At 69.5% G+C, this 22,247-nt stretch carries 18 protein-coding genes and 2 pseudogenes; 14 read left to right on the top strand and 6 right to left on the bottom strand.

Going from position 1 to position 22,247, the window contains the following annotated elements; genetic code table 11:
• Positions 1-10: 10 nt before the first annotated feature.
• Positions 11-154, bottom strand: a complete 144-nt coding sequence (locus LXE91_RS31935; RefSeq protein WP_157644939.1) for a hypothetical protein — start codon at positions 152-154, stop codon at positions 11-13.
• Here LXE91_RS31935 and LXE91_RS31930 point away from each other — a divergent pair.
• Genes LXE91_RS31930 through LXE91_RS31910 form a run of 5 tightly spaced genes read left to right on the top strand, consistent with a single transcriptional unit; the run spans position 153 to position 5,421 of the window.
• Positions 153-851, top strand: a complete 699-nt coding sequence (locus tag LXE91_RS31930; RefSeq protein WP_039356784.1) for a TetR/AcrR family transcriptional regulator — start codon at positions 153-155, stop codon at positions 849-851. The genes LXE91_RS31935 and LXE91_RS31930 overlap by 2 nt on opposite strands.
• The gene (locus LXE91_RS31925; protein WP_278068148.1) at positions 848-1,813 is read left to right on the top strand and encodes an HlyD family secretion protein; all 966 of its coding nucleotides are present in this window, start codon (positions 848-850) and stop codon (positions 1,811-1,813) included. Before LXE91_RS31930 ends, LXE91_RS31925 begins: the two co-directional genes overlap by 4 nt.
• Positions 1,810-2,769 carry an ABC transporter ATP-binding protein gene (locus LXE91_RS31920; protein ID WP_039356789.1) on the top strand — a complete coding sequence of 320 codons (960 nt, stop codon included), beginning with the start codon at positions 1,810-1,812 and terminating at the stop codon, positions 2,767-2,769. The genes LXE91_RS31925 and LXE91_RS31920 overlap by 4 nt, the downstream gene beginning before the upstream one ends.
• Positions 2,766-3,920, top strand: a complete 1,155-nt coding sequence (locus LXE91_RS31915) for an ABC transporter permease (RefSeq protein WP_039356791.1) — start codon at positions 2,766-2,768, stop codon at positions 3,918-3,920. The genes LXE91_RS31920 and LXE91_RS31915 overlap by 4 nt, the downstream gene beginning before the upstream one ends.
• 10 nt (positions 3,921-3,930) lie before the next feature.
• Positions 3,931-5,421: an efflux transporter outer membrane subunit gene (locus tag LXE91_RS31910; RefSeq protein WP_039356793.1), complete on the top strand. Its 1,491-nt coding sequence runs from the start codon at positions 3,931-3,933 to the stop codon at positions 5,419-5,421.
• 224 nt (positions 5,422-5,645) lie between these two features.
• Here the strand turns inward: LXE91_RS31910 and LXE91_RS31905 are convergent, their stop codons facing one another.
• Positions 5,646-6,860, bottom strand: a complete 1,215-nt coding sequence (locus tag LXE91_RS31905; RefSeq protein ID WP_039356795.1) for a porin — start codon at positions 6,858-6,860, stop codon at positions 5,646-5,648.
• Between the two features lie 491 nt (positions 6,861-7,351).
• Positions 7,352-8,416, bottom strand: a complete 1,065-nt coding sequence (locus LXE91_RS31900; protein ID WP_039356799.1) for a phytoene/squalene synthase family protein — start codon at positions 8,414-8,416, stop codon at positions 7,352-7,354.
• 375 nt (positions 8,417-8,791) lie between these two features.
• On the opposite strand from LXE91_RS31900, the gene LXE91_RS31895 reads away from it, so the two are divergent.
• Positions 8,792-9,934: a glycerophosphodiester phosphodiesterase gene (locus tag LXE91_RS31895; protein ID WP_039356802.1), complete on the top strand. Its 1,143-nt coding sequence runs from the start codon at positions 8,792-8,794 to the stop codon at positions 9,932-9,934.
• Between the two features lie 57 nt (positions 9,935-9,991).
• Here LXE91_RS31895 and LXE91_RS31890 read toward each other — a convergent pair whose 3' ends face one another.
• Together LXE91_RS31890 and LXE91_RS31885 are read right to left on the bottom strand one after the other, a co-directional pair.
• The gene (locus tag LXE91_RS31890; protein WP_039357344.1) at positions 9,992-11,620 is read right to left on the bottom strand and encodes a rhodanese-related sulfurtransferase; all 1,629 of its coding nucleotides are present in this window, start codon (positions 11,618-11,620) and stop codon (positions 9,992-9,994) included.
• 116 nt (positions 11,621-11,736) lie between these two features.
• Entirely contained in the window at positions 11,737-12,303 is a 567-nt protein-coding gene (locus tag LXE91_RS31885; protein ID WP_039356805.1) for a cysteine dioxygenase family protein, read from the bottom strand.
• A gap of 17 nt (positions 12,304-12,320) precedes the next feature.
• Here LXE91_RS31885 and LXE91_RS31880 point away from each other — a divergent pair, with 17 nt between their 5' ends.
• Positions 12,321-13,397, top strand: a complete 1,077-nt coding sequence (locus LXE91_RS31880) for a LysR family transcriptional regulator (protein WP_278068147.1) — start codon at positions 12,321-12,323, stop codon at positions 13,395-13,397.
• Here the strand turns inward: LXE91_RS31880 and LXE91_RS31875 are convergent.
• Positions 13,363-14,715, bottom strand: coding sequence for an acyl-CoA dehydrogenase family protein (locus LXE91_RS31875; protein WP_039356811.1), 1,353 nt, complete (start codon positions 14,713-14,715; stop codon positions 13,363-13,365). The genes LXE91_RS31880 and LXE91_RS31875 overlap by 35 nt on opposite strands.
• Positions 14,716-15,023: 308 nt before the next feature.
• On the opposite strand from LXE91_RS31875, the gene LXE91_RS31870 reads away from it, so the two are divergent.
• From LXE91_RS31870 to LXE91_RS31840, 7 genes and pseudogenes are all read left to right on the top strand, one after another.
• Entirely contained in the window at positions 15,024-16,109 is a 1,086-nt protein-coding gene (locus LXE91_RS31870; protein ID WP_039356814.1) for an LLM class flavin-dependent oxidoreductase, read from the top strand.
• Between the two features lie 32 nt (positions 16,110-16,141).
• Positions 16,142-16,981: a class II aldolase/adducin family protein gene (locus LXE91_RS31865; protein ID WP_039356816.1), complete on the top strand. Its 840-nt coding sequence runs from the start codon at positions 16,142-16,144 to the stop codon at positions 16,979-16,981.
• 32 nt (positions 16,982-17,013) lie between these two features.
• A complete protein-coding gene (locus LXE91_RS31860; RefSeq protein ID WP_039356819.1) occupies positions 17,014-18,048 on the top strand; it encodes an ABC transporter substrate-binding protein in 1,035 nt (344 codons plus the stop codon).
• A gap of 4 nt (positions 18,049-18,052) precedes the next feature.
• A pseudogene (locus LXE91_RS31855) lies at positions 18,053-19,151 on the top strand (ABC transporter permease).
• Positions 19,145-19,972, top strand: a complete 828-nt coding sequence (locus tag LXE91_RS31850) for an ABC transporter ATP-binding protein (protein ID WP_039356822.1) — start codon at positions 19,145-19,147, stop codon at positions 19,970-19,972. The pseudogene LXE91_RS31855 and the gene LXE91_RS31850 overlap by 7 nt, the downstream one beginning before the upstream one ends.
• Before the next feature lie 50 nt (positions 19,973-20,022).
• Positions 20,023-21,206: pseudogene (locus tag LXE91_RS31845) on the top strand (c-type cytochrome).
• 37 nt (positions 21,207-21,243) lie between these two features.
• The gene (locus tag LXE91_RS31840) at positions 21,244-22,197 is read left to right on the top strand and encodes an ABC transporter substrate-binding protein (protein WP_039356826.1); all 954 of its coding nucleotides are present in this window, start codon (positions 21,244-21,246) and stop codon (positions 22,195-22,197) included.
• Positions 22,198-22,247 lie beyond the last annotated feature (50 nt).

The following is a 22,247-nucleotide window of genomic DNA, read 5'->3' as shown; positions in this document are numbered from 1 at the left end:
GCCGCTTTCTTCATTCGAAGGCCGCTTGACGCCGCCCGACCGACGCGGCACCACGCCCGTCCGTGCCGCGATTCACACCGCGGCTGATCCCGATCAACCGCAGCGAAAACCCTTCCTTGAAATTAACTAACTCATCAATTAGCGTCGATTTCATGAACGCGAAATCCACCGTCGCCAGGCCGCGCGGGCGCCGCCCGTCGGTCGACGATTTCGACCTGCGCGACCACATGCTCGACGTCGCGATGCAGTTGTTCGCCGAGCGCGGCATCGCCGCGACGACCGTCGCGCAGATCGCCGCCGCCGCCGGCGTCACGTCGGCGATGGTCCACTACTACTTCACGAATCGCGAGCAACTGCTCGACGCGATCGTCGAGGAGCGGCTCGTGCAGGTCATCGCGTTCGTGTGGCGGCCGACCAAGCCGCAGATCGAAAACGACCCGTTCGCGCTCGTCGCCGAACTCGTCGACCGCTTCTTCGACGTCACGCACCGCATGCCGTGGCTGCCGTCGATCTGGTTGCGCGAGATCATCCATGAGGGCGGGCTGCTGCGCGAGCGGATGGTCCGGCGCATTCCGCTCGAACATATCGGGCGCTTCGCCGAACGGATCCGCGGCGCGCAGCAGGCCGGCACGCTGAACCCCGCGCTCGAGCCCGCGTTCCTGTTCCATTCGATCATCGCGCTGGTGATGCTGCCGCTCGCGACCGCGAAACTGTGGCAAAGCGCGCGCGGCCTGCCGCCGATCGACCGCGACGTGCTGCATCGCCATGTCCGCGCACTGCTCGGTTCGGGCCTGCAGCCGCCGGCCGCGCCGCCTCGCGCGCCGGTCCGCTCGCCACGGAGGCGGTCGTGAACCCGGCCCGCGCGCTGCCGCTCGTGCTGGCCGCCGCCGTCGCGCTGCTCGCCGGTTGCGAACGGCCAGCGCGCAACGGCACGACCTACCAGGGCTACGTCGAAGGCGAATTCGTGTACCTGTCGTCGTCGCAATCGGGCACGCTCACGCAGTTGTCGGTCGCGCGCGGCCGGGCCCTCGCTGCCGGCGCGCCGGCCTTCTCGCTCGAAGCCGTCAGCGAAACGGCCGCGCTGCTGCAGGCGCAGCACCAGCTCGCGGCCGCCCGCGCGCAGCTTGCCGACCTGCAGACGGGCAAGCGCCCGCCGGAAATCGCGGTTACGCAGGCGCAGCTCGCGCAGTCCGCCGCGCAAGCCGCGCGGGCCGCCGCGCAGCTCGTGCGCGACGAAAGCCAGTACGCCGCTGGCGGCCTGTCGAAACAGCAGCTCGACGATTCGCGCACGTCCGCGCAAACGACCGCCGCGCAGATGCGCGAACTCCAGAAGCAGGTCGACGTCGCGCGTCTGCCCGGCCGCGCGCAGCAGGTCGCCGCGCAGGCCGCGCAGGTCGACGCCGCGCAGGCGGCCGTCGCCGAGGCGCAATGGAAGCTCGACCAGAAGCGCGTCGCCGCACCCGCGGCCGGGCGCGTGTACGACACGCTGTACCGCGTCGGCGAATGGGTGCAGGCCGGCAATCCGGTCGTGCAGATGCTGCCGCCGCAAAACCTGAAGGTGCGCTTCTTCGTGCCGGAGGCCGCCATCGCATCGCTCGCGCCGGGGCGCACGGTCGCGATCCACTGCGACGGCTGTGCGGTCGACGTGACCGCGCGCATCACCTACGTATCGAGCGAAGCCGAATACACGCCGCCCGTGATCTACAGCAACGAGAGCCGGACCAAGCTCGTGTTCATGATCGAGGCGCGCCCGGCCGTCGCCGACGCGCCGAAGCTCCATCCGGGCCAGCCCGTCGCCGTGAGGGTGCCGTGAACGCGCCGCCCGCACCGTACGCGATCGACGTCGATCGCCTGAACAAGCATTTCGGCGACAAGCACGTCGTGAAGGACGTGTCGCTGCGCGTTGCGCGCGGCGAGATCTTCGGCTTTCTCGGGCCGAACGGCAGCGGCAAGACCACGTCGATCCGGATGATGTGCGGGCTGCTCACGCCCGACTCGGGCAGCGGCACCTGCCTCGGCTACGACATCGTGCGCGACAGCGCGCAGATCAAGCGGCGCGTCGGCTACATGACGCAGCGCTTCTCGTACTGGGAAGACCTGTCGATCCGCGAGAACCTCGATTTCGTCGCGCGCGTGTACGGGATGCCCGACCGCAAGGCGGCCGTCGCGCGCGCACTCGACGGGCTCGGCCTCGCGAGCCGCGCGGACCAGCTCACGGGCGCGCTGTCGGGCGGCTGGAAGCAGCGCCTCGCGCTGGCCGCCTGCATGCTGCACGAGCCGGCGCTATTGCTGCTCGACGAGCCGACGGCCGGCGTCGATCCGGCCGCGCGCCGCGACTTCTGGGAAGAACTGCACCGGCTGGCCGCGCAAGGGATCTCGGTGCTCGTCAGCACGCACTACATGGACGAGGCCGAGCGCTGCCACAAGCTTGCGTACATCGCGTACGGCGAGCTGCTCGCGCAGGGCACATCGGCGGAGATCGTCGCGTCGCAGGGGCTCGCGACCCGCGCGATCACCGGTGCGCATCTGAGCGAACTGTCCGCGCGGCTGCGCACGATGCCGGGCGTCGACCAGACGGTCGTGTTCGGCTCGGCGCTGCACGTGAGCGGCCGCGATCGCGCGCAGCTCGACGCGACGCTCGCGCAGGTCGCGGCGCAAGCCGACGGGCCTGCCGCGCTGCAGGTCGCGCCGATCGACACCGGGCTCGAGGACGTCTTCATCTACATGATGGGCCGCGCATCCGGGCCGCCCGGCGGAGCATCGTCGTGAACGCGTGGGCGCACCTGCGCGACGCGTTCTCGGTCGCCCGCTGGTGGAGCATCGTGCTGAAGGAATTCCTGCAGCTGCGGCGCGACCGCGTGACGTTCGCGATGATCGTCGGCGTGCCGATCATCCAGCTCGCGCTGTTCGGCTTCGCGATCAACACCGATCCGAAACACCTGCCCACCGCGGTGATCGTCGCCGATGCGAGCCCGTTCGCGCGCAGCTTCGTCGCCGCGATGCGCAATTCCGCGTACTTCGACGTCGTCGAGACGCTGCCCGACGAAGCGGCCGGCCGCCGTGCGCTCGCACGCGGCGACGTGCTGTTCGTCTTGAACGTGCCGGCCGATTTCTCGCGCCGGCTGCTGCGCGGCGAGCGTCCGTCGCTGCTCGTCGAGGCGGACGCCACCGATCCCGTCGCGACCGCGTCGGCGATCGGCGCGCTGTCCGGCCTGGTGCAGCCGGTCGCGGACAAGGACCTGACCGGCCCGCTCGCCCACCTGAACGGCCGCCCGGCCGCGTTCAACGTCGTGCTGCACCGGCTGTACAACCCCGAGGGCATCACCCAGTACAACGTCGTGCCGGGCCTGATGGGCGTGATCCTGACGATGACGATGGTGATGATGACGGGCCTCGCGATCACCCGCGAGCGCGAGCGCGGCACGATGGAGAACCTGCTCGCGACGCCCGTGCGGCCGCTCGAGGTCATGACGGGCAAGATCGTCCCGTACGTGCTGATCGGGCTGATCCAGGTGTCGATCATTCTCGCGGCTGCCCGCTTCGTGTTCGCGGTGCCGTTCGTCGGCGGCTTGTTCGCCATCTACCTGTCCGCGCTGCTGTTCATCGCCGCGAACCTGACGGTCGGCATCACGCTGTCGTCGCTCGCGCAGAACCAGTTGCAGTCGATGCAGCTCGCGGTGTTCTATTTCCTGCCGAACATCCTGCTGTCGGGCTTCATGTTCCCGTTCGCCGGGATGCCGAAGTGGGCGCAGTTCATCGGCAACCTGCTGCCGCTCACCTACTTCAACCGCCTCGTGCGCGGCATCCTGCTGAAAGGCAACGGCTGGAGCGACCTGTGGCCGTCCGTGTGGCCGGTCGCGCTGTTCACCGTCGTCGTGATGGGCGTCGCGCTGCGGTTCTACCGGCGTACGCTCGACTAGGTGCCGCACGATGAAACCGGCTTCGCGTCGCCCCTTCCACGCCGCCCGCGGTTGCATGCCGATCGCCGCTGCACTGCTCGTCGCCGGATGCGCGGTCGGGCCGGATTTCCACGCGCCGGATGCGCCCGCCACGCAGCGCTACACGCGCGGCGAGCCGCCCGCGACGACGGCCTCCGCCGCCGGACCGGCCGGCGATGCGCAGACGTTCGCATCGGCCGCGCATACTCCGCAGCACTGGTGGACGCAGTTCGGCTCGGAACCGCTGAACCGGCTCGTCGATACCGCGTGGCACAACAGCCCGACGCTTGCCGAAGCCCGTGCGCGGCTCGACGAAGCGCGGCAGAACCACGCGGCCGAAGCCGGCGCGACGATGTTGCCGAAAGTCGATGCGAGCCTGTCCGCCACGCGCGAGCAGGTCGACACGACCGCGTTCGGCCTGCCCGCCAACGTGCCCAGCCCGGGGCCGTTCACGCTTTATGACGCGTCGGTGAGCGTGTCGTATGTGCTCGACGTATTCGGCGGCAACCGGCGTGCGCTCGAAGCGCTACGCGCACAGGTCGACTACCAGGCGTACACGCTCGACGCCGCGCGCCTGACGCTCGCGGGCAATGTCGTCGCGACCGCGATCCTGCGCGCGTCGCTCGCGCAGCAGGTCGTGCTCACGCGGCAACTGATCGATGCGCAGGCGCGGCAGTTGCGCATCGTCGAAGCGCGTTTCGCGGCGGGCGGCGTTTCGCAGGCCGACGTGCATGCGCAACGCGCGCTGCTCGCGCAGACGCGGGCGTCGCTGCCGCCGCTCGAGGCCCGCCTCGCACAAGCCGGCCATCGGCTCGCGATCCTGCTCGGCGTGCCGCCGTCCGATGCCGCGCTGCCCGACCTCACACTCGATACGCTCGTGCTGCCGCGCACGCTGCCCGTCGCGCTGCCGTCGACGCTCGCACGCGAACGCCCCGACATCCGCGCCGCCGAAGCCGTGCTGCACCAGGCCAGCGCGAACGTCGGCGTGGCCACCGCGAACCTGTATCCGCGCTTTTCGATTTCGGCGGGAATCGGCTCGGAGCGCACGCGCATCGCGGATCTCGTGAGCGGGCTCAATGTGTGGAATGTCGGCCTCGGGCTGACGCAACCGCTCTTTCACGGCGGTGAACTGCGCGCGAAGAAACGTGCGGCCGAAGCGGCATACGACGCAGCGTTCGCGAGCTACCGGGAAACCGTGCTCGAGGCGCTGCAACAGGTGGCCGATGCCATGCGTGCCGTCGAGCACGATGCGGCTGCACTGCAGGCGAGAGACACCGCCGCCGAGGAAGCGGCAGCCAGCAACCGGATTGCCGGCGACCGTTACGCGGCGGGCGGGATCAGCACGTTCGACCTGCTCGACGCGCAGCGGCAGACGTTGCAGACGGCGCTCGATCGTACGCGCGCGCAGGCAGATCGACTCGCCGATACGGCGGCGCTGTTTCAGGCGCTGGCGGGAAGCTGGACGGATGGCGCGACGGAGTGATCGGCTGGACGACATTCGCACGGGCCGGATGCTGCCGTCTGCAGGCCGGCGCCGCGTGAGCGATGCGCTTGTCAGGCGCGGCTTTCGTCGCCCTCCGCATCCGGTCGATGCCGGCCGGTAACGGAACCGGAGTATGCGCAATACGTACCGCACATGAAAAAACCGGCCCGAAGGCCGGTTCTTCAACCGCATGCCACAAGCGGCGCTCGCGCGCCGCGCGACATTTAGAAGCGGTGGATCAGGCCGACGCCGACGCCGATCTGGTTCTGCTTCGAACCTGCGCCCACGCCGTCGCCGATCGACGTCGTTGCGGCGATGATGCCGCTCTTGCCGAGCGTGTTGCCGCTGGCGTGCTGGTAAGCCTCAACTGCGTACAGGCCCGTACGCTTCGACAGGCTGTAGTACTGCGACAGCGTGACCTGGTGGTACTTGGCCGAGCTGGTGATGCCGTTCGATTGCGTGGCTGCCGTGTACGAGTAGCCCGCTGCGAAGTCCCACTGAGCGGCTGCCTTCCAGTGCAGCACGGCGCCTGCCGTGTTGAAGATGGCCGTGTTGCGGAACGCCGAACCCGTGCCCGGCGTGTACTGGACGTTCGAGTACGATGCCGAAATGTCCCATGCCGGCGTGAACTGGTAGCCCGCCGTCACAGCGATACGCTGTTGCGATTGCGCCGTGGCATAGCCGTTGTTGATCGACGAAACGGCCGGCTGGTTGCCGTCGCCCGTTGCCGTCAGGCCGTTCTGGACCGTCGAGTTCGCGCCCCACACGCCGCCGCCGAGCGTCGCGTTGTTGACCTTCTGGTAGCCGACGGCGATGCCTGCCGGGCCGTTCAGGTACTGGATCGCCGCGCTCCACGTCGAGCCACGGTTCGTCGCGCCTGCGACGCCGCCGAACGAGTACGAACCGCCGACCGTGAAGCCGTAGAACTTCGGCGACATGTAGACGAGCGAGTTATTCGCACGGTAGCTCGTATCCAGCGAGTCGATATCGCCCGGGTGCGCGCCGTAGTAGCCGGTCAGCCAGGTCGTCGGGCTGTACGGCGACAGCAGCGTGTAGTACGCGGTGTACTGGCGGCCAGCCGTCAGCGTACCGTACGTGCTGTTGGTCAGGCCAACCCACGCCTGACGCGTGAAGATGCCGTTGGTCCACTGCGACGAGCCGTTAGCCGTGTTGACGCCGGCTTCCAACTGGAAAATCGCCTTCGTGCCGCCGCCGAGATCTTCGCTGCCCTTCAGGCCGAAGCGGCTGCCTGCCCACACGCCGGTGGACATTTGCACCTTCGAGTGACCACCCGTGGTAGCACCGACTGCCGACGAGTTGTTCTGCCAAGCCAGACCGTTGTCGACGATACCGTACAGGGTCACGCTGCTTTGAGCGTGGGCGGCGGTAGCGGCTGCAAGGCCAACTGCCGTCATGGCGAAAGCGACGCGCTTTTTCATTGATTCTCCGTCCTCAAAGAATGTTTCTTTTCTGGTGTGGTTTTGTGACTGACACATGTGCGAGTACATGCCGACGCGATTCTGACGGATTACCGAATATTTCCCAACACGCGCAGTCGGTCGTCGTATGATCGACGCAACGCACGGGTTCACCAAGCGGTTACATAACACCTGAAAACGCTTACGCGGTGGGCCTTTCCGGCATTTCCCGGTGAAAACCCTAGCTTTACATTTTTACGGGTGCAACGCTTCCGTCGGATGTTGTCAGATGCCTTCGGCGAAATATCGTCTTACAAAAAACGCGGCCGTAGCTGACGCCACGACTCACGCCGCCGCGAAGGATCGCTGACGTTCATGACACCCACGTTTCGCGACACGAAAAAATGAAAACGTTTTTAGTCGACGCGTGAAGAGGCGGACGATGATGGCCCGGCGAACGCGGGCCGAAGGGCGATGCCGGCACCTGTCGCGCCGGCATCGTGCAGTACGAGTCAGCGCGTGGCCGGCTGCACGAGATGCGCGTTCACGGCATCGGCGAGCGCGGTCAGGCGCGCGCGAATCGCGGCGTTCGACCCGACCAGCGCGAGCGACGACGCCATGATCCGGTAGACGCGCTTTCTCGGCACCTTGGCCGGCTTCGCCGGATCGAGCCACGCCGCATGGCCGGCCAGCAGCTCGAGCGTTTCGAGGCCGATCATGATCGGCCACAGGCACGCGAGCCGCAGCCGCACGAAGCGGCGCGGGATCGCAAGCGTATACAGGCCCGCGTCGCGATACTGGTCGAGCGTCACGCGCAGCAGGTCGACGAGCACGCCGCGCGCGCGCGCCGACGCATCGGGCGCCATCAGGTCGGCAACACCGAGCCCATGCGCGCCCAGCACGTCGTCCGGCAGATAGCATCGGCCGATGCGCAGGTCCTTCCCGCAGTCGCGCAGGATGTTGGTCATCTGCAGCGCCTTGCCGAAACGGATGCCCTTCTCGCACATGTCCGGCAGGTTCCAGCCGCGCGCGGCCGGCGTGTGCATGCCCGTCATGTCGGTCCAGAACTCGCCCACGCAGCCGGCCACGAGATACGTGTAGCGGTCGAGTTCGCCGCGCGTCGGCAACGACACGACGCGCCCCGACTGTTCGTCGGGGAACGTGCGCAGGTCGAATACCATCCCCGCCGTCAGCGTCGCGACGACCTTGCGGATCGACGCGCGGTCGGCTTCCGGCTGCGTGCGCAGCAGCGCGAGCATCGGCTCCATCGAGCCGAGCAGCACGTGCTCGTGCGAATCGGCCTGCATCCGCGTCACGTCCTCGAGCGCCCGCGACAGCGCAACGCCGTCGCCGAGCCGCTCGACCTCGTCGCGCAGGTCGGTCAGCAACGCCGCCCGGCGATCCGGTGCGACGAGCGCCGTGTCGGCGATCGTGTCGGCCGCGCGCGCGAGCAGGTACGCGAGGCCGACCGGGTCGCGCATGCCGTCGGGCAGCACGCGCAGCGTCAGGTAGAAGGAGCGGGAAACGTTCTTCAGCAGGTCGCCGAGCAGGAAAGCGGAATCGGTTCGAGTCGTCATGGGTCGGGAAAAATCGGCCGGCGCGGGCCCCGGACGCACACGGGCACCGGGCACCCGCGCCGGCCCGCGAGTCGCCGCATCGTCGCGCCAGACGGGCGTCGGCCCCGGCGCGGCGATGCAAAATTCCCGCAAGTTTAGTGCATCCGGCGGCCGGCCTGCCCGAGACGGCTGGAAGGCGCGTTCCGTCAGGCCGCATTCAACCGCCCTGCCACACCCATTGCGCCCTAAAAATATTGAACGGAAAGGTGTAAGTAATACATATGTAATTATTCGATGCGACGATCGCGTCCCATTCGACTCCGTGCGACACGCCACGACAGCCGCGCCGCCGGATCGATCGCCCCTTTCCGACTCTCGTTTCGAAGGTTCATCGACATGCTCTTCAAGCGCCCGACCTCCCTGCGCTGCGTACCGTTCGCCTGTGCCGCCGCGTTCCTGCTCGCCGCGTGCGGCGGCGACGACGTCGCGTCCGATCCCACCCAGCCGATTTCCGCGAAGGTCCAGGTGGTCGGCCATCGCGGCGCGAGCGCACTGCGCCCCGAACACACGCTCGCGTCGTATCGCAAGGCGGTCGAGGACGGCGCGGACGTGATCGAGCCCGACCTCGTGTCGACCCGCGATGGCGTGCTCGTCGCGCGTCACGAGAACGAGATCTCGGGCACCACGAACGTGTCGACGCTGCCGCAGTTCGCGAGCCGCAAGGCGACCAAGACGATCGACGGCGCGGAGCTGACGGGCTGGTTCACCGAGGATTTCACGCTCGCCGAGCTGAAGACGCTGCGCGCCCGCGAGCGCATTCCGCAGGTGCGCCCCGCGAACACCGCGTACAACGACCAGTTCGAGATCCCGACGTTCGACGAGATCGTCGCGCTCGCGAAGCAGATGTCCGCGCAGACCGGCCGCACGATCCACCTGTATCCGGAAACCAAGCATCCGACCTACTTCCAGTCGATCGGCCTGCCGCTCGAGGACCGTCTCGTCGATGCGCTGCTGAAGGACGCGTACACGGCGCGCACGGCGACCGTCTACATCCAGTCGTTCGAGGTCGCGAACCTGAAGACGATCCGCAACCGGATCAAGTCGAGCCAGCCGAACTGGAAGCTCGTGCAGCTGATGGACGAAGCCGGCCAGCGCCCGTACGACTTCGTGAAGGCGAACGACAAGCGCACCTACGGCGACCTGTCGACGCGCGACGGCATGCGCGAGATCGCGACCTATGCGAACGGCGTCGGCCCGTACAAGACGTCGATCATCGCGGTCGCCGCGGACGGCACGCTGCAGCAGCCGACGCCGTACGTGCGCTATGCGCACGAGGCCGGCCTCGTCGTGCATCCGTACACGTTCCGCCCGGAAAACAACTTCCTGCCCGCGTCGCTGAAGGATGGCGGCACGCCGGCCACGCGCAACACGGCCGGCTCGGTGCGCGAGATCCAGGCGTACCTGCGCGCGGGCATCGACGGCTTCTTCACGGACGATCCGGCCGTCGGCCGCACGGCCGTCGATACGTTCAAGCGCTGACAGGCGCGCTGACCGGGCGCGACGCACGACGCGACGCGCCCGGTTGCACCGTATCGGTCAGATCACGTTGAAGTGATGCGTGCCGTCCCGCTTCAACTGATCGACCAGTCCGTACTCCCAGTCGAGATACGCCTGCATCGCGGCCGCCGCGTTGTCGGTGCCTTCGTATGGGCGGCGGTAGCGGTCGACGCGCGGTGAGGCCAGATGCGTCTCGCCGCTTTCGAGCGGCAGCCCGGCGTCGATCCACGCGGCCGTGCCGCCGGTGAGCACCGAGATGTCGGCCGGAGCCGGCAGCAGCGCGCGGGCGTCGTCCGCCGCGAACCGCGCCAGCAGGCTCGACCCGCACGTGAACACATAGCGCTTGGCGGGCGGAATCGCCGCGAGCGCATCACGCAGCTGCGCACGCACGGCGAACCACGCACCCGGGATATGCCGTTTCACGTAGTTCGCGCTGGCCGTCACGTCGACGATCGCCAGCTCGCCGGGCGCGGCCTCCTTCAGCCAGCCTGCGAGCGTCGCGGGCGAGATGTCCGTCACGCTCGGGGTCGCCGGTACGTCGCGCGGCGGCTGGCCGCGCTCGTCGAACCGCGCCGTGCCGTCCTCCGGCTCGACCACCCGCACGTCCCAGCCCATCTGCGCGAGCCACGACGCGGTCATGTCGGCGCGCACGCCGTCATCGTCGGCGAGCACGATCCGCGCGCCGCGCACGGCCACGTGATGGTCGGTCTCCTGCACGAGCTGGCCACCCGGCGTGCTCAAAAAACCCGGCAAGTGGCCGGCTTCGTACTCCTCCGGCGTGCGCACGTCGAAGCGGTACAGCGTGCGGCCCGGCTCGTCGAGCGCCGCGACGTCCGCGAGCGCGATGCGCGGCACGCCCGCACGCTCGGCCACCGCGCGCGCCGCCCGGCGTGCGTCGGCACGCTGCGTCGCGTCGATGTCGTCCGGAAAGCTCCGCGCGGCGCCGCGTTCGAGCGTCTGGCCCGCGAGCGTCCAGCCGATCGTGCCGTTGCGCAGCGCGGCAACCGGATTCGGCAGCCCCGCGTTGACGAGCGACTGCGTGCCGATGATGCTGCGCGTGCGGCCCGCGCAGTTGACGATCACCTGCGTCGCCGGGTTCGGCGCGAGCGCGCGGACGCGCAGCACGAGCTCCGCGCCCGGCACGCTCGTCGACGTCGGGATGTTCATCGTCTGGTATTCGTCGAAACGGCGCGCGTCGACGATCACGACATCGGCCTTCGCATCGATCAGCGCCTGCACTTCCTGCGCGGACAGCGACGGCGTATGCCGCTCGGCCTCGACCCATTCGCCGAACGACTTGCTCGGCACGTTCACGTCGATGAACAGTTCGCCGCCCGCGGCGAGCCAGCCCGCCAGGCCGCCGTCGAGCAGCCGCACATCGGTGTAGCCGAGCTGCGCGAGCCTGGCGGCCGCGCGCGGCGCGAGATCCTCGCCGCCCGCTTCGCCGAACACGACGATCGGCGTGTCGCGGCGCGGAATGCGCGTCCACGCGTCGAGTTCGAGTTTGGACAGCGGAAAATTGGCGGCCCACAGCGGGTGGCCCTGCGCGTACGGATCTTCCTCGCGTACGTCGATCAGCGCGATCTCGTCGCGGGCAAGCAGGCGGGCGCGCACGTCCTGGTACGACGCGACGGGAAAGCGGGAAGTGGATTCGGCGGATTGCGTCACGGTGTCTCTGTGTTGATTGAATGCGTTGAAGTCGGTGAAGAAAGCGGAACGGATGAATCGTGGGCCTGCCGGCGCGTGCCGGCGACCGGCCGCGCCTGCGGGCGTTGCATCAGGCATCAGGCATTCGAATAACCCGACACGAACGGCTTCACGGTACCGTCGTCGAGGAACACCGCGCGCTCCACCTTGCCGATGTTCGCGCCGTACACGTGGATGCTGATCGATACCTGATCGTCGAACGCGTTGGTCACGCGATGGACGTCGCCGATGCGCGGCGACACCGCCTCGATTTCGCCGGGCTGCAGCCGCACGGCTTCTCCAGACGGCACCGGCCTGCCCGCTGCGTCGAACCCGTACGGCTGCGAGAACTCGCCGCCGCGCAGCATCCCGATCAGCCCCCACACCGTGTGGTTGTGGATCGGCGTCGTCTGGCCCGGCCCCCACACGAAGCTGACGACCGAGAACCGCTCGTCCGGGTCGAGATGCAGCAGGTACTGCCGATAGCGCGCGGGGTCGGGCTGCGCGAACGCGTCGGGCAACCAGTCGTCGTGTTCGACGAGCGCGGCGAGCAGCGCACCGCCCTCGTCGAGGATGCGCGCCTCGTTCGCGCCGGACGCGAGCAATGCACCCAGGCCATCGACGAACGGCCGCAGCGGCGTCTGATGCAACGAAAGCGTACTCATCGGCTGACTCCTCGAATATGATGCCGAATATGATGGATCGTCATGATGCACCCGAAAGACCATGCAGAACAAACATGAAAATTAGCGATATCGACGCTTTTGCAGCGGTCGTCCGCTGCCAGACCCTGAGCCAGGCCGCGGCCGAGCTCGGGATGACGCAGCCCGCGATCACGCGGCGCGTCCAGAATCTCGAGGAAGCGCTCGGCGTGACCCTGCTCGATCGCAACACCAAGCCGCCGCGCCCCACCGATATCGGCCGGCGGGTGTTCGAGCAGTGCCGCGCGATCCTGCGCGAAGTCGATGCGCTGCGCGAGCTGACGGCCGGCGAGCAGCCGCCTGCCGGCGAATTCCGGATCGGGCTCACGCAGGGCCTCGGCGAGCTGATGCTGCCCGCGCTGATCGCCGAACTCGCCGCGCAGTGGCCCGCGCTCGCGACGCAGGTCACGACCGCGTGGGGCGGCATGCTCGTCGAGCGCGTCGCCCGCCGCGAACTCGATGCGGCGCTCGTGTTCCTCGCACGCGAAATGGTGCTGCCGGCGCAGGTCGAAGGCGAACGGCTGCTGGCCACGCGGCTCGTCGCGGTCGGCCGCAAGGGTGACTGGCCGCGCCGCAGCTACCGGCTCGCCGATTGCCACGCGCATGGCTGGGTGCTCAATCCGGACGGCTGTGGTTTTCGCGCGGGCTTGCGGCGCGCGCTCGACGCGCAGGGCCTGCCGATGCCGGTCACGCTCGACACCTACGGCCGCGACCTGCAGTTGCAGAGCGTCGCGAACGGCTTCGGCATCGGGCTGATGCCGCTGCCGCTCGTCGAAGGCAGCCCGCTGCGCGATGCGCTCGACATCGTGCCGCTCGCCGATTTCAAGCCGCAGATCGATCTGTGGCTGCTGCGCCGGCACGATGCGGCCCGTTTCGACGCGCCGCTCGCCGCCGTTGCCGCGCATGCGCGCACGGCGTTCGCGTTGCCGGAGCAGGCGCACGGCAAGGCGGCTGCCCGACCGGGCCATCGGGCGGCGCCGGCATCCCGCCGCCCGATCGGCGACCGCGCCCGCCCTGCTCCCGTCACGCATCGCCGCGGCCGCGTTCGGTCTCGTTGACCGGCGCCCCGCTCGTCTCCGTCTCGCCCGCCGGTGCGCGCTTCGTCTCGCTCCGGTTCGCCGCTTCCAGTGCCGCACGCCCCGCCGCCACCGCGATCGCATCGTCCTGCGGCGTATGCACGCGGCTGCACAGCACGTCGCGATAGTGGCGTTCGAGCGGATTGGCGCGACTCAGCCCGTGATTGCCCGACAGCTTCAACGCCTGTTCGACCACGCGGATCGCGTGCTCGGTCACGGTCCGCTTGACGAGGCCGCTCGTCGTGACCGTCGGGGCATGGCCCGCGTCGGTGCGCGCGATGTGATCGTCGAGCAGCACACGGTTCGCATGCAGCCAGCCCTCGATTTCGCCGACCGCTTCCTGCACGCGCGGCAGCGTCGCAAGCGGCGCGCCCAGCCCGCTCGGCGCACGCGTCGTGGCGAACCCGACCAGCCAGTCGCGCGACGCACGCGCCACCGCGTCGTACAGGCTGCCGAGCAGCGCGACCATCCACGCCTGCTGGTCGGCCTGCGCGTCTGCATCCGCATGGGTCGCCGCCGACACCGCCCATGCGTCCGGCGCGCGCACGTCGACCGCGTGATCGGCCGGCAGCCGCACGTCGTCGAACACGACCTCATGGCTGCCTGACGCACGCAGGCCGAGGTGATTCCAGCTTTCGATCACGCGGATGCGATCGCCGTCCGCATCGCGGTCGCGCGGCACGAGAAACACGCCGACCCGCGGCGCCGGCTCATCGGTGCGCGCCCACACGGCCAGCCAGCGCAGCGCCGGAATCCCGGTGCTGTACAGCTTGTGGCCGGACAATCGCCAGCCGTCGCCGTCGCGCCGTGCAATGGTTTCCGGCAGGCCGCCGCGCGACGGCGAACCGAGCGCGGGCTCGACGCGCAGCGCGTTGATCAGCGCGCCTTGGGTAACCGCGCTGTCGAACACCGCCCGCCGGACCTGCGCCGGCCAGCGGTTGTCGGCGCGGCCGAGCGCGCGATGTTGCAGGTACGTCATCGTCAGCACCAGCGCGGTCGCCGGATCGGCCCGTGCGACGGCGGCCACGATCCGGCTTGCCTGCGCAAGCGTCGCACCGGCGCCGCCATGCTCGCGCGGCACGACCTGCGCGATCAGCCCGGCACGATGCAGCCGCGCGAAGTTCTCGTGAGGAAAGCGGCCGTCAACGTCGTTGCGGGCCGCATCGGCGGCCAGCTCCGGCGCGAGGCGGTCGAGCAGCGCGGCAATGCGGGCGCCGTCGGCGTCGGCATCGTCGGTGGACAGGAGACGCAGCGAACGCGGCTGCGCCGACGGCGAGGTAGCGGCAAGGCTGGCGGACATCGAGACGGATTCCCTGGGCAATACGCAAAGTAATACGGACAGGCGGCAATAGCGGCAATCGATCGCCACGCGGCGCGGTTTCCGATGAAGCCGGCGATCCGGAACGCACGGCGCCGGATTCGCTGGCGCCCGCGCGCCCGATCTTTCGTGAGCCCACAGCGTATGCGCAGCGCACCCCCGCCCAAACCATGCAAATCTGATATTCAATTCGGGATTGATTATTTCCGTTTCGCATGATCCCGGCGTTAACCTGCGCTCCATTCCTGCCCCGGCCACGCGCCGGGTCGCCCCTGCCACCGGAGACCAAGATGAGCGTCGAATTCATCGGCATGATCCAGAGCCAGAAGCAGTCGGAGATCCATCCGGCATCCGGCCCCGTGGTCGATCCCGACTACGTGCGCGACTTTGCGCGCGCCCACGAGACGGCCGGCTTCGACCGGATTCTCGTGCCGCATCACTCGACCGGCCCGTCGGCGACGCTGACGATCGCGTTCGCGGCCGCCGCGACCGAGCGCATCCATTTCATGCTCGCGCATCGCCCGGGCTTCACCGCGCCGACGCTCGCCGCGCGGCAGATCGCGACGCTCGACCAGTTCAGCCGCGGCCGGCTCGCCGTGCACTTCATCTCCGGCGGCTCGGACAGCGAACAGCAGCGCGACGGCGACTTCCTCGACCACGACGCGCGCTATGCGCGCACCGACGAATACCTCGGCATCCTGCGACGGATCTGGACCGAAGCGCAGCCGTTCGATCACGACGGCACGCACTACCGGTTCAAGCAGGGCTTTTCGGAAGTGAAGCCGTTCCAGCAGCCGCATGTGCCGATCTATTTCGGCGGCGCATCGGAAGCGGCGCTCGAAGTGGCCGGCAAGCACGCGGACGTCTACGCGCTGTGGGGCGAATCGCTCGACCAGGTACGCGACCTGACGACACGCGTGCGCGCCGAAGCCGCGAAGCACGGCCGCCAGGTGCGCTTCTCCGTGTCGTTCCGCCCGATCCTCGCCGCGACCGAGGACGAAGCGTGGGCGCGCGCGCATCGCATCCTCGACGAAACGCGCCGGCTGCGCGAAGCGGCCGGCCTCGGCGCCGGCGGCCCGCAGCAGAGCGAAGGCGCGCGCCGCCTGCTCGCCGCGGCCGAACGCGGCTCGCGGGTCGACAAGCGGCTGTGGACCGAGATCGCGAAGCTCACCGGCGCGCGCTCGAATTCGACGGCGCTCGTCGGCACGCCCGAACAGGTCGCCGACGCACTGCTCGACTACTACGACCTCGGCGTCACGACGTTCCTGATCCGCGGCTTCGATCCGCTGGAAGACGCGATCGACTACGGCCGCGAACTGATTCCGCGCGTGCGCAGCGCCGTCGCCGCCCGCGACGCGGCCCGCCGCGCGGCCTGAGCCCAACGGACCTAACGGAGTCATCCACCATCATGTCCGCCGTCCTTGCTTCGCCCGTCCCTACCGCATCGGGCCTCGAACTCGCCGAAGCGCCGCGCCAGCATTTCTGGTTCGATCCGCCGGCACCGCGCACCGACGTCGCCGCCGAGCGCCGTCACCGTCAGGAACGGCTCGCGGGCGCATTCCGCCTGTTCGCCCGCTTCGGCTTCTCGCAGGGGCTCGCCGGCCACATCACCGCACGCGACCCCGAGCTGCCCGACCACTTCTGGGTGAATCCGCTCGGCGTGCATTTCTCGCAGATCAAGGTGTCCGACCTGCTGCTCGTCAACGCGCGCGGCGAGACCGCGATCGGCACGCGGCCGCTGAACAAGGCCGCGTTCGCGATCCACGCGGCGATCCACGAAGCGCATCCGCACATCGTCGCCGCCGCGCATACGCATTCGACGTACGGCAAGGCGTGGTCGACGCTCGGCCGCCTGCTCGATCCGCTCACGCAGGACGCCTGCGTGTTCTACGAAGACCACGCGCTGTTCGACGACTTCACGGGGATGGTCGTCGACACGAGCGAAGGCGCGCGGATCGCGGAGGCGCTCGCGAAGCCGGACGGCACCACGCACAAGGGCGCGATCCTGAAGAACCACGGAATCCTGAGCGCCGGCCCGACGGTCGAAGCCGCCGCATGGTGGTACATCGCGCTAGACAACGCCGCGCACACGCAGTTGCTGGCCGAGGCGGCCGGCACGCCGCAACCGATCGATCACGCGACCGCACGCCACACGCACGGCCAGATCGGCGGCCCCGAGGGCGCGTTGCACGCATTCGACAGCCTGTTCGCACGCGTCGTCGCCGACGAACCCGACCTGCTCGACTGAGCGCCTTTCCGCACGACCGGAGACCAGCCCCCATGACCCTAACCACCGCACCCGCGCCCACTGACGCGCACGACAAAAAACGCCGCAAGCTGCTGCGCGCCGCCGGCGCCGTTGCGCTCGCCGCGCCCGCGATCACGCTGGGCCGCAAGGCCTGGTCCGCGCCGCCGCTGAAGAAGCTCACGTTCGCGTGGAACCAGAACGCGTTCTGCCTGACGCCGATCGTCGTCGCACAGGAGCGCGGCTTCTTCGAGAAGAACGGCCTGAAGGTCGATCTGATCAACTACAGCGGCTCGACCGACCAGTTGCTCGAATCGATCGCGACCGGCAAGGCCGATGCGGCGGTCGGGATGATCCACCGCTGGCTGAAGCCGCTCGAAGCCGGCTTCGACGTAAAGATCATCGGCAGCTCGCATGGCGGCTGCGTGCGGCTCGTCGGCGCGAAGGCGGCCGGCGTGACGACGTTGCAGGCGCTGAAGGGCAAGACGGTCGGCGTCAGCGACCTGGCCGCGCCCGGCAAGCATTTCTTCTCGATCTTGCTCGCGAAGAACGGGATCGATCCCGAGCGCGACATCACATGGCGGCAGTATCCGGCCGACCTGCTCGGCGTGGCGGTCGACAAGGGCGAGATCCACGCGATTGCCGACGGCGACCCGAATCTCTATCTGCTCGAAAAACGCAGCAACGGTGCGTACACCGAACTGGCGACGAACCTGTCCGGCGAATACGCGCGCAAGGTGTGCTGCGTGATCGGCGCACGCGGCGACCTCGTGCGCAACGACCGGCCGTCGGCCGCCGCACTCGCGCGCTCGATCGTGCAGGCCACCGAGTTCACGCACGACAACCCGAACGAAGCCGCGAAGGTGTTCGCGAAGTATTCGCCGAAGATCAACCCCGAGGACCTGCGCAAGCTTTACGCGACGCTCACCTACAACCACCACCCGACCAACGTCGACCTGCAGCAGGAAATCGCGTTCTACGCGGACGACTTCCGCCGCATCAGCGTGCTGAAGAAGAGCACCGACCCGCAGCGCTTCGCGCAGCAGGTCTATGCGAACGTGCTGGGGTGACGTGATGTCGACGATCGAACACGCGCCCGCCGCACGCTCCGCGTCCGCCCCTTCCGGCGGCAGTGCCGCCGCATCCGCGCCCGCGTCGCGCGTCGCGTGCGTCGCCTGCGAGGCCACGTTGGCCGCCGAAGCCCGCCGCGCACGCACCGCCGATCGGCATCGCCGCCGCGCTCGCCTGGGGCGCGCTCGGCGCCCTCACGCAACTGTGGCCGAACCGCGTCGTCGGCTTCAGCGACTGGGCGTACACCGGCGAATTCGCCGTCGGCGCGTGGACGATCGCCGCGCTGTTGCTCGTCGCCGCGACGCTCGGCCATCTCGCTCCCGCGACGCGTAAGCGGCTCGCGCGCGTGCGCCCGGCCGGCCCGTGGCTCGTCGCGCTGCCGCTCGTGCTCGCCGCGTGGGAAATCGTCACCGCGAAAACCGGCTGGCTGCCGACCCCGTTCTTCGCGCCGCCGCAGGCGCTGATCGAGGTCTACGTCGACGACTGGCCGCGCTTGCTCGGCAGCGCCGGCAACACGCTGAAGCTGCTCGCGCTCGGCTTTGCGTACGGCGTCGCGGTCGGTTTCGCGGTCGGCGTGTCGATCGGCTGGTCGCGCCGGATCGGCTACTGGGTGCATCCGGTGCTGCGCGTGCTCGGCCCCGTGCCCGCCACCGCGCTGCTGCCGCTCACGTTCTACTTCTTCCCGTCGAGCTATTCGGCGGCCGCGTTCCTGATCGCGCTCGCTACCGGCTTCCCGGTCGCGGTGCTCACGTGGTCGGGCGTCGCGAGCGTCAACAAGCAGTATTACGACGTCGCGCGCACGCTCGGCGCGAACGCGCGCTTCCTCGTGCTGCGCGTCGCGATTCCGGCCGCGCTGCCGCACGTGTTCGTCGGCATCTTCATGGGGCTGAGCGCATCGTTCACGGTGCTGGTCGTCGCCGAGATGATGGGCGTCAAGTCGGGGCTCGGCTGGTACCTGAGCTGGGCGCAGGGCTGGGCATCGTACGTGAACATGTATGCGGCGCTGATCGTGATGGCGCTGCTGTTTTCCGGGCTGATCGCGCTGCTGTTCGCGGTGCGCGACCGCGTGCTCGCCTGGCAGAAAGGAACCGTCAAATGGTGAGCGCCGCCGTACTCGAATCGTCCGTTGCATCGTCCGTTGCCGCTGCGCCCGCCGTCACGGCGCCGCGCGGCGCGCGCATCGACATCCGCCGCGTGAGCCATGCGTTCGACGGCCCCGGCGGCGCGCTGCCGGTGCTCGACGACGTCACGCTGTCGGTCGCGGCCGGCGAATTCGTCGCGCTGCTCGGCCCGAGCGGCTGCGGGAAGTCGACGCTGCTGCGCCTCGTCGCGGGCCTCGACGCCGCGCGGCACGGCACGATCGCGCAGGACGGCGTGCCGATCGAGCAACCGGATCCGTCGCGCATCGTCGTGTTCCAGGACCCGACGCTGTACCCGTGGCGACGCGTGCGTGCGAACGTCGCGCTCGGCCTCGAGGCGTGCGGCGTGGCGCGCACCGCGCAGCATCGCGTCGACGATGCGCTCGCGCGCGTCGGGCTGCAGGAATTCGCGAACGTGTTCCCGCATCAGTTGTCCGGCGGGATGGCGCAGCGTGTCGCGCTCGCCCGCGCGCTCGTCAACGATCCGCGCCTGCTGATTCTCGACGAGCCGCTCGGCAAGCTCGATTCGCTCACGCGGCTCACGATGCAGGCCGAGCTCACCGCACTGTGGCAACGCGATGGCTTCTCCGCGCTGCTCGTCACGCACGATGTCGAGGAAGCGCTGTTCCTCGCGCAGCGCGTGATCGTGTTCGGGCCGCGCCCCGCACGGATCATCGCCGAATTGCACGTCGACCTGCCCTACCCGCGCCATCGCGGCGACCCGCGCCTCGCCGAACTGCGTCACGACGCGTTGCGGCACCTCGGGCTCGATGCGAGCTGGTAGATGCGCGGTGCCGTTCGACGAACGGCCGCCAGGCGGCCGGAACATAACCGATGAACGCGCCGACGTTCGCCGACTGGGCACTCGTGTTTCTGCAGGGGCTGTACCGCGCGCAAATCGCGCTGGCGCGCGTGCTGCATGCGATCGGGCTGACGGGCGACGCCGATGGTCAAGCCGCGTGGCCGTGGGCGCATCGCATCGCGCTCGAAACGCTGCGCATCGACGCGGCACTCACGCGGCAGCTCGCGTTCGCCGTGGCGGCGACGGCGCTGGCCGTCGTGCTCGCGTGCGTCGCGCTCGCTTCGCGCAAATGGCGTGTCGCATCCGCGCTCGCCGCGCTGGCCGTTGCGTGGTTCGCACCGTGGCCACCGTCTTCGCTGTGGCTCTCGCCCGCCGTGCCGACGAGTTTCCAGCGCGACCCCGCGCCGTTTTCGGTGTCGAACGTGATGCGCGGCGCACACCTGTATGCGCAACACTGCGCGGCGTGCCACGGCGCGGACGGACGCGGCGAAGGGCCGCTCGCGGCCACACTACCGCGCTGGCCGCCGACCTTCGCCGGCGCGCTGCTCGCCCGACGTCTCGACGGCGAACTGTTCTGGCGCGTGCGCCACGGCACGCGCGACGAACACGGCGCGCCGACGATGCCCGGCTTCGCCGCAGCACTCGGCCCCGGGACACATGGGCCGTGCTCGACTACCTGAAAGCGCTCGCCGCGGGCAGCGGCGCGCAGGCGGAAGGCGCGTGGCCCGTGCCCGTCCCGCTGCCGGCGCTCGACGTGCGCTGCGGCGCAGCCGCGCCCGAGCCGCTCGAGCGCTGGCGCGAAGGCCAGCGTGTGCGCATCGTCGCACTCGCGCCGGGCGCGACGCCGCCGCCGGAGGATCCGCGCTGGCAAACCTTGCTCGTCACGGCACGCGGCGCGCCTGTTGCACAGCTTGCCGGCACCGCGCGAGCCGATTGCGTCGCATCGACGCCCGATGCGTGGCGCGCATTCGCGACGATCGCGGGCGTGGCGCCCGACGCGCTCGGCGGCACGCAGCTCCTCGCCGATCGGCGCGGCTGGCTGCGGGCGCGCGCGTTGCCGGGCAGCGGCGGGTGGTCGGAGGCCGACCTGCTGTGCCGCTCGGACACCACCGCACGACCGGCCGCACCGGCAGCGACCGGCGATCCGCTGACCGCGCTGCTGCTGCGGGTCGACACCGAACCCGTGCGCGATGTGCAGGCCGGGCTTGCGCATTGAATGAATCCCTGAACTTCTCTTCCAACCGAGCTTCACGATGAATCCGACCCGACGCCATTTCCTCGCACAAGCGAGCGCCCTCGCCACGATCGCCACGGCCCCGGCTGCCCTGCGCGCGCAATCGGGCACGCGGCCGCTGCTGCGCGCCGGCGACCAGAAAGGCGGCCTGCGCGCGCTGCTCGAAGCGGCCGGTGAGCTGAACGGCCTTGCGTACGACATCGCGTGGACCGAGTTCCCGGCCGCCGCGCCGCTCGCCGAAGCGCTGAACGCGGCCGCCGTCGACTGCGGGCCGATCGGCGATGCACCGGTGATCTTCGCGCTCGCATCGGGCGCACGCATCAAGGTGATCGGCGTGAACCGTTCCGACCCGTACGGCACGGCCGTGCTCGTGCGGCCCGATGCGGTGCTGAAGAGCGCGACCGACCTGAAGGGCAAGCGCATCGGCACCACGCGCGGCTCGATCGGCCATTTCGTCACGCTGAAGGCGCTCGATGCGGCCGGCCTGCCGCCCGACGCCGTGTCGTTCCGCTTCCTGCCGCCGGCCGACACGATGCTTGCGCTCGCAACCGGTTCGATCGACGCGTGGGCGACCTGGGAACCCTATACCGCGCTCGCCGAAACGAGCGGCCGCGCGCGCGTGCTCGTCAATGGCCGCGGGCTGTGGTCGGGCCTCAGCTACCTCGCGGCAACCGACGCGGCAATCGCGTCCAAGCGCGACGTCCTGCACGATTTCCTGCGGCGTGTCGTGCGTGCTCAGGCATGGTCGTACCAGCATGCCGATGCGTATTCCGCTGCGCTCGCGCGCATCATCGGCATTCCGCCGGCGGCCGCGAAGCTGCAGTTCGAGCGCCGCAACACGCGCTGGCTGCCGATCGACGCGACGGTCATCGCCGAACAACAGCGCACGGCCGATTTCTATCTGAAAGCGGGACTGTTGCGCCAGCCGCTCGACGTGCGCACAACGTTCGACTCCGGCTTCCCGCTCGCCTGACCGGCCGCGCGACGGCGCGCAGCCGCCCAAACGGTTTCGGCATGATCTGG

Origin of the sequence: Burkholderia contaminans, from assembly GCF_029633825.1 — a bacterium.
GTDB classification, from domain to species: Bacteria; Pseudomonadota; Gammaproteobacteria; order Burkholderiales; family Burkholderiaceae; genus Burkholderia; species Burkholderia contaminans.
The sequence above is the reverse complement of the archived record's forward strand: the minus strand, read 5'-3'. Positions and strand labels throughout refer to the sequence as shown.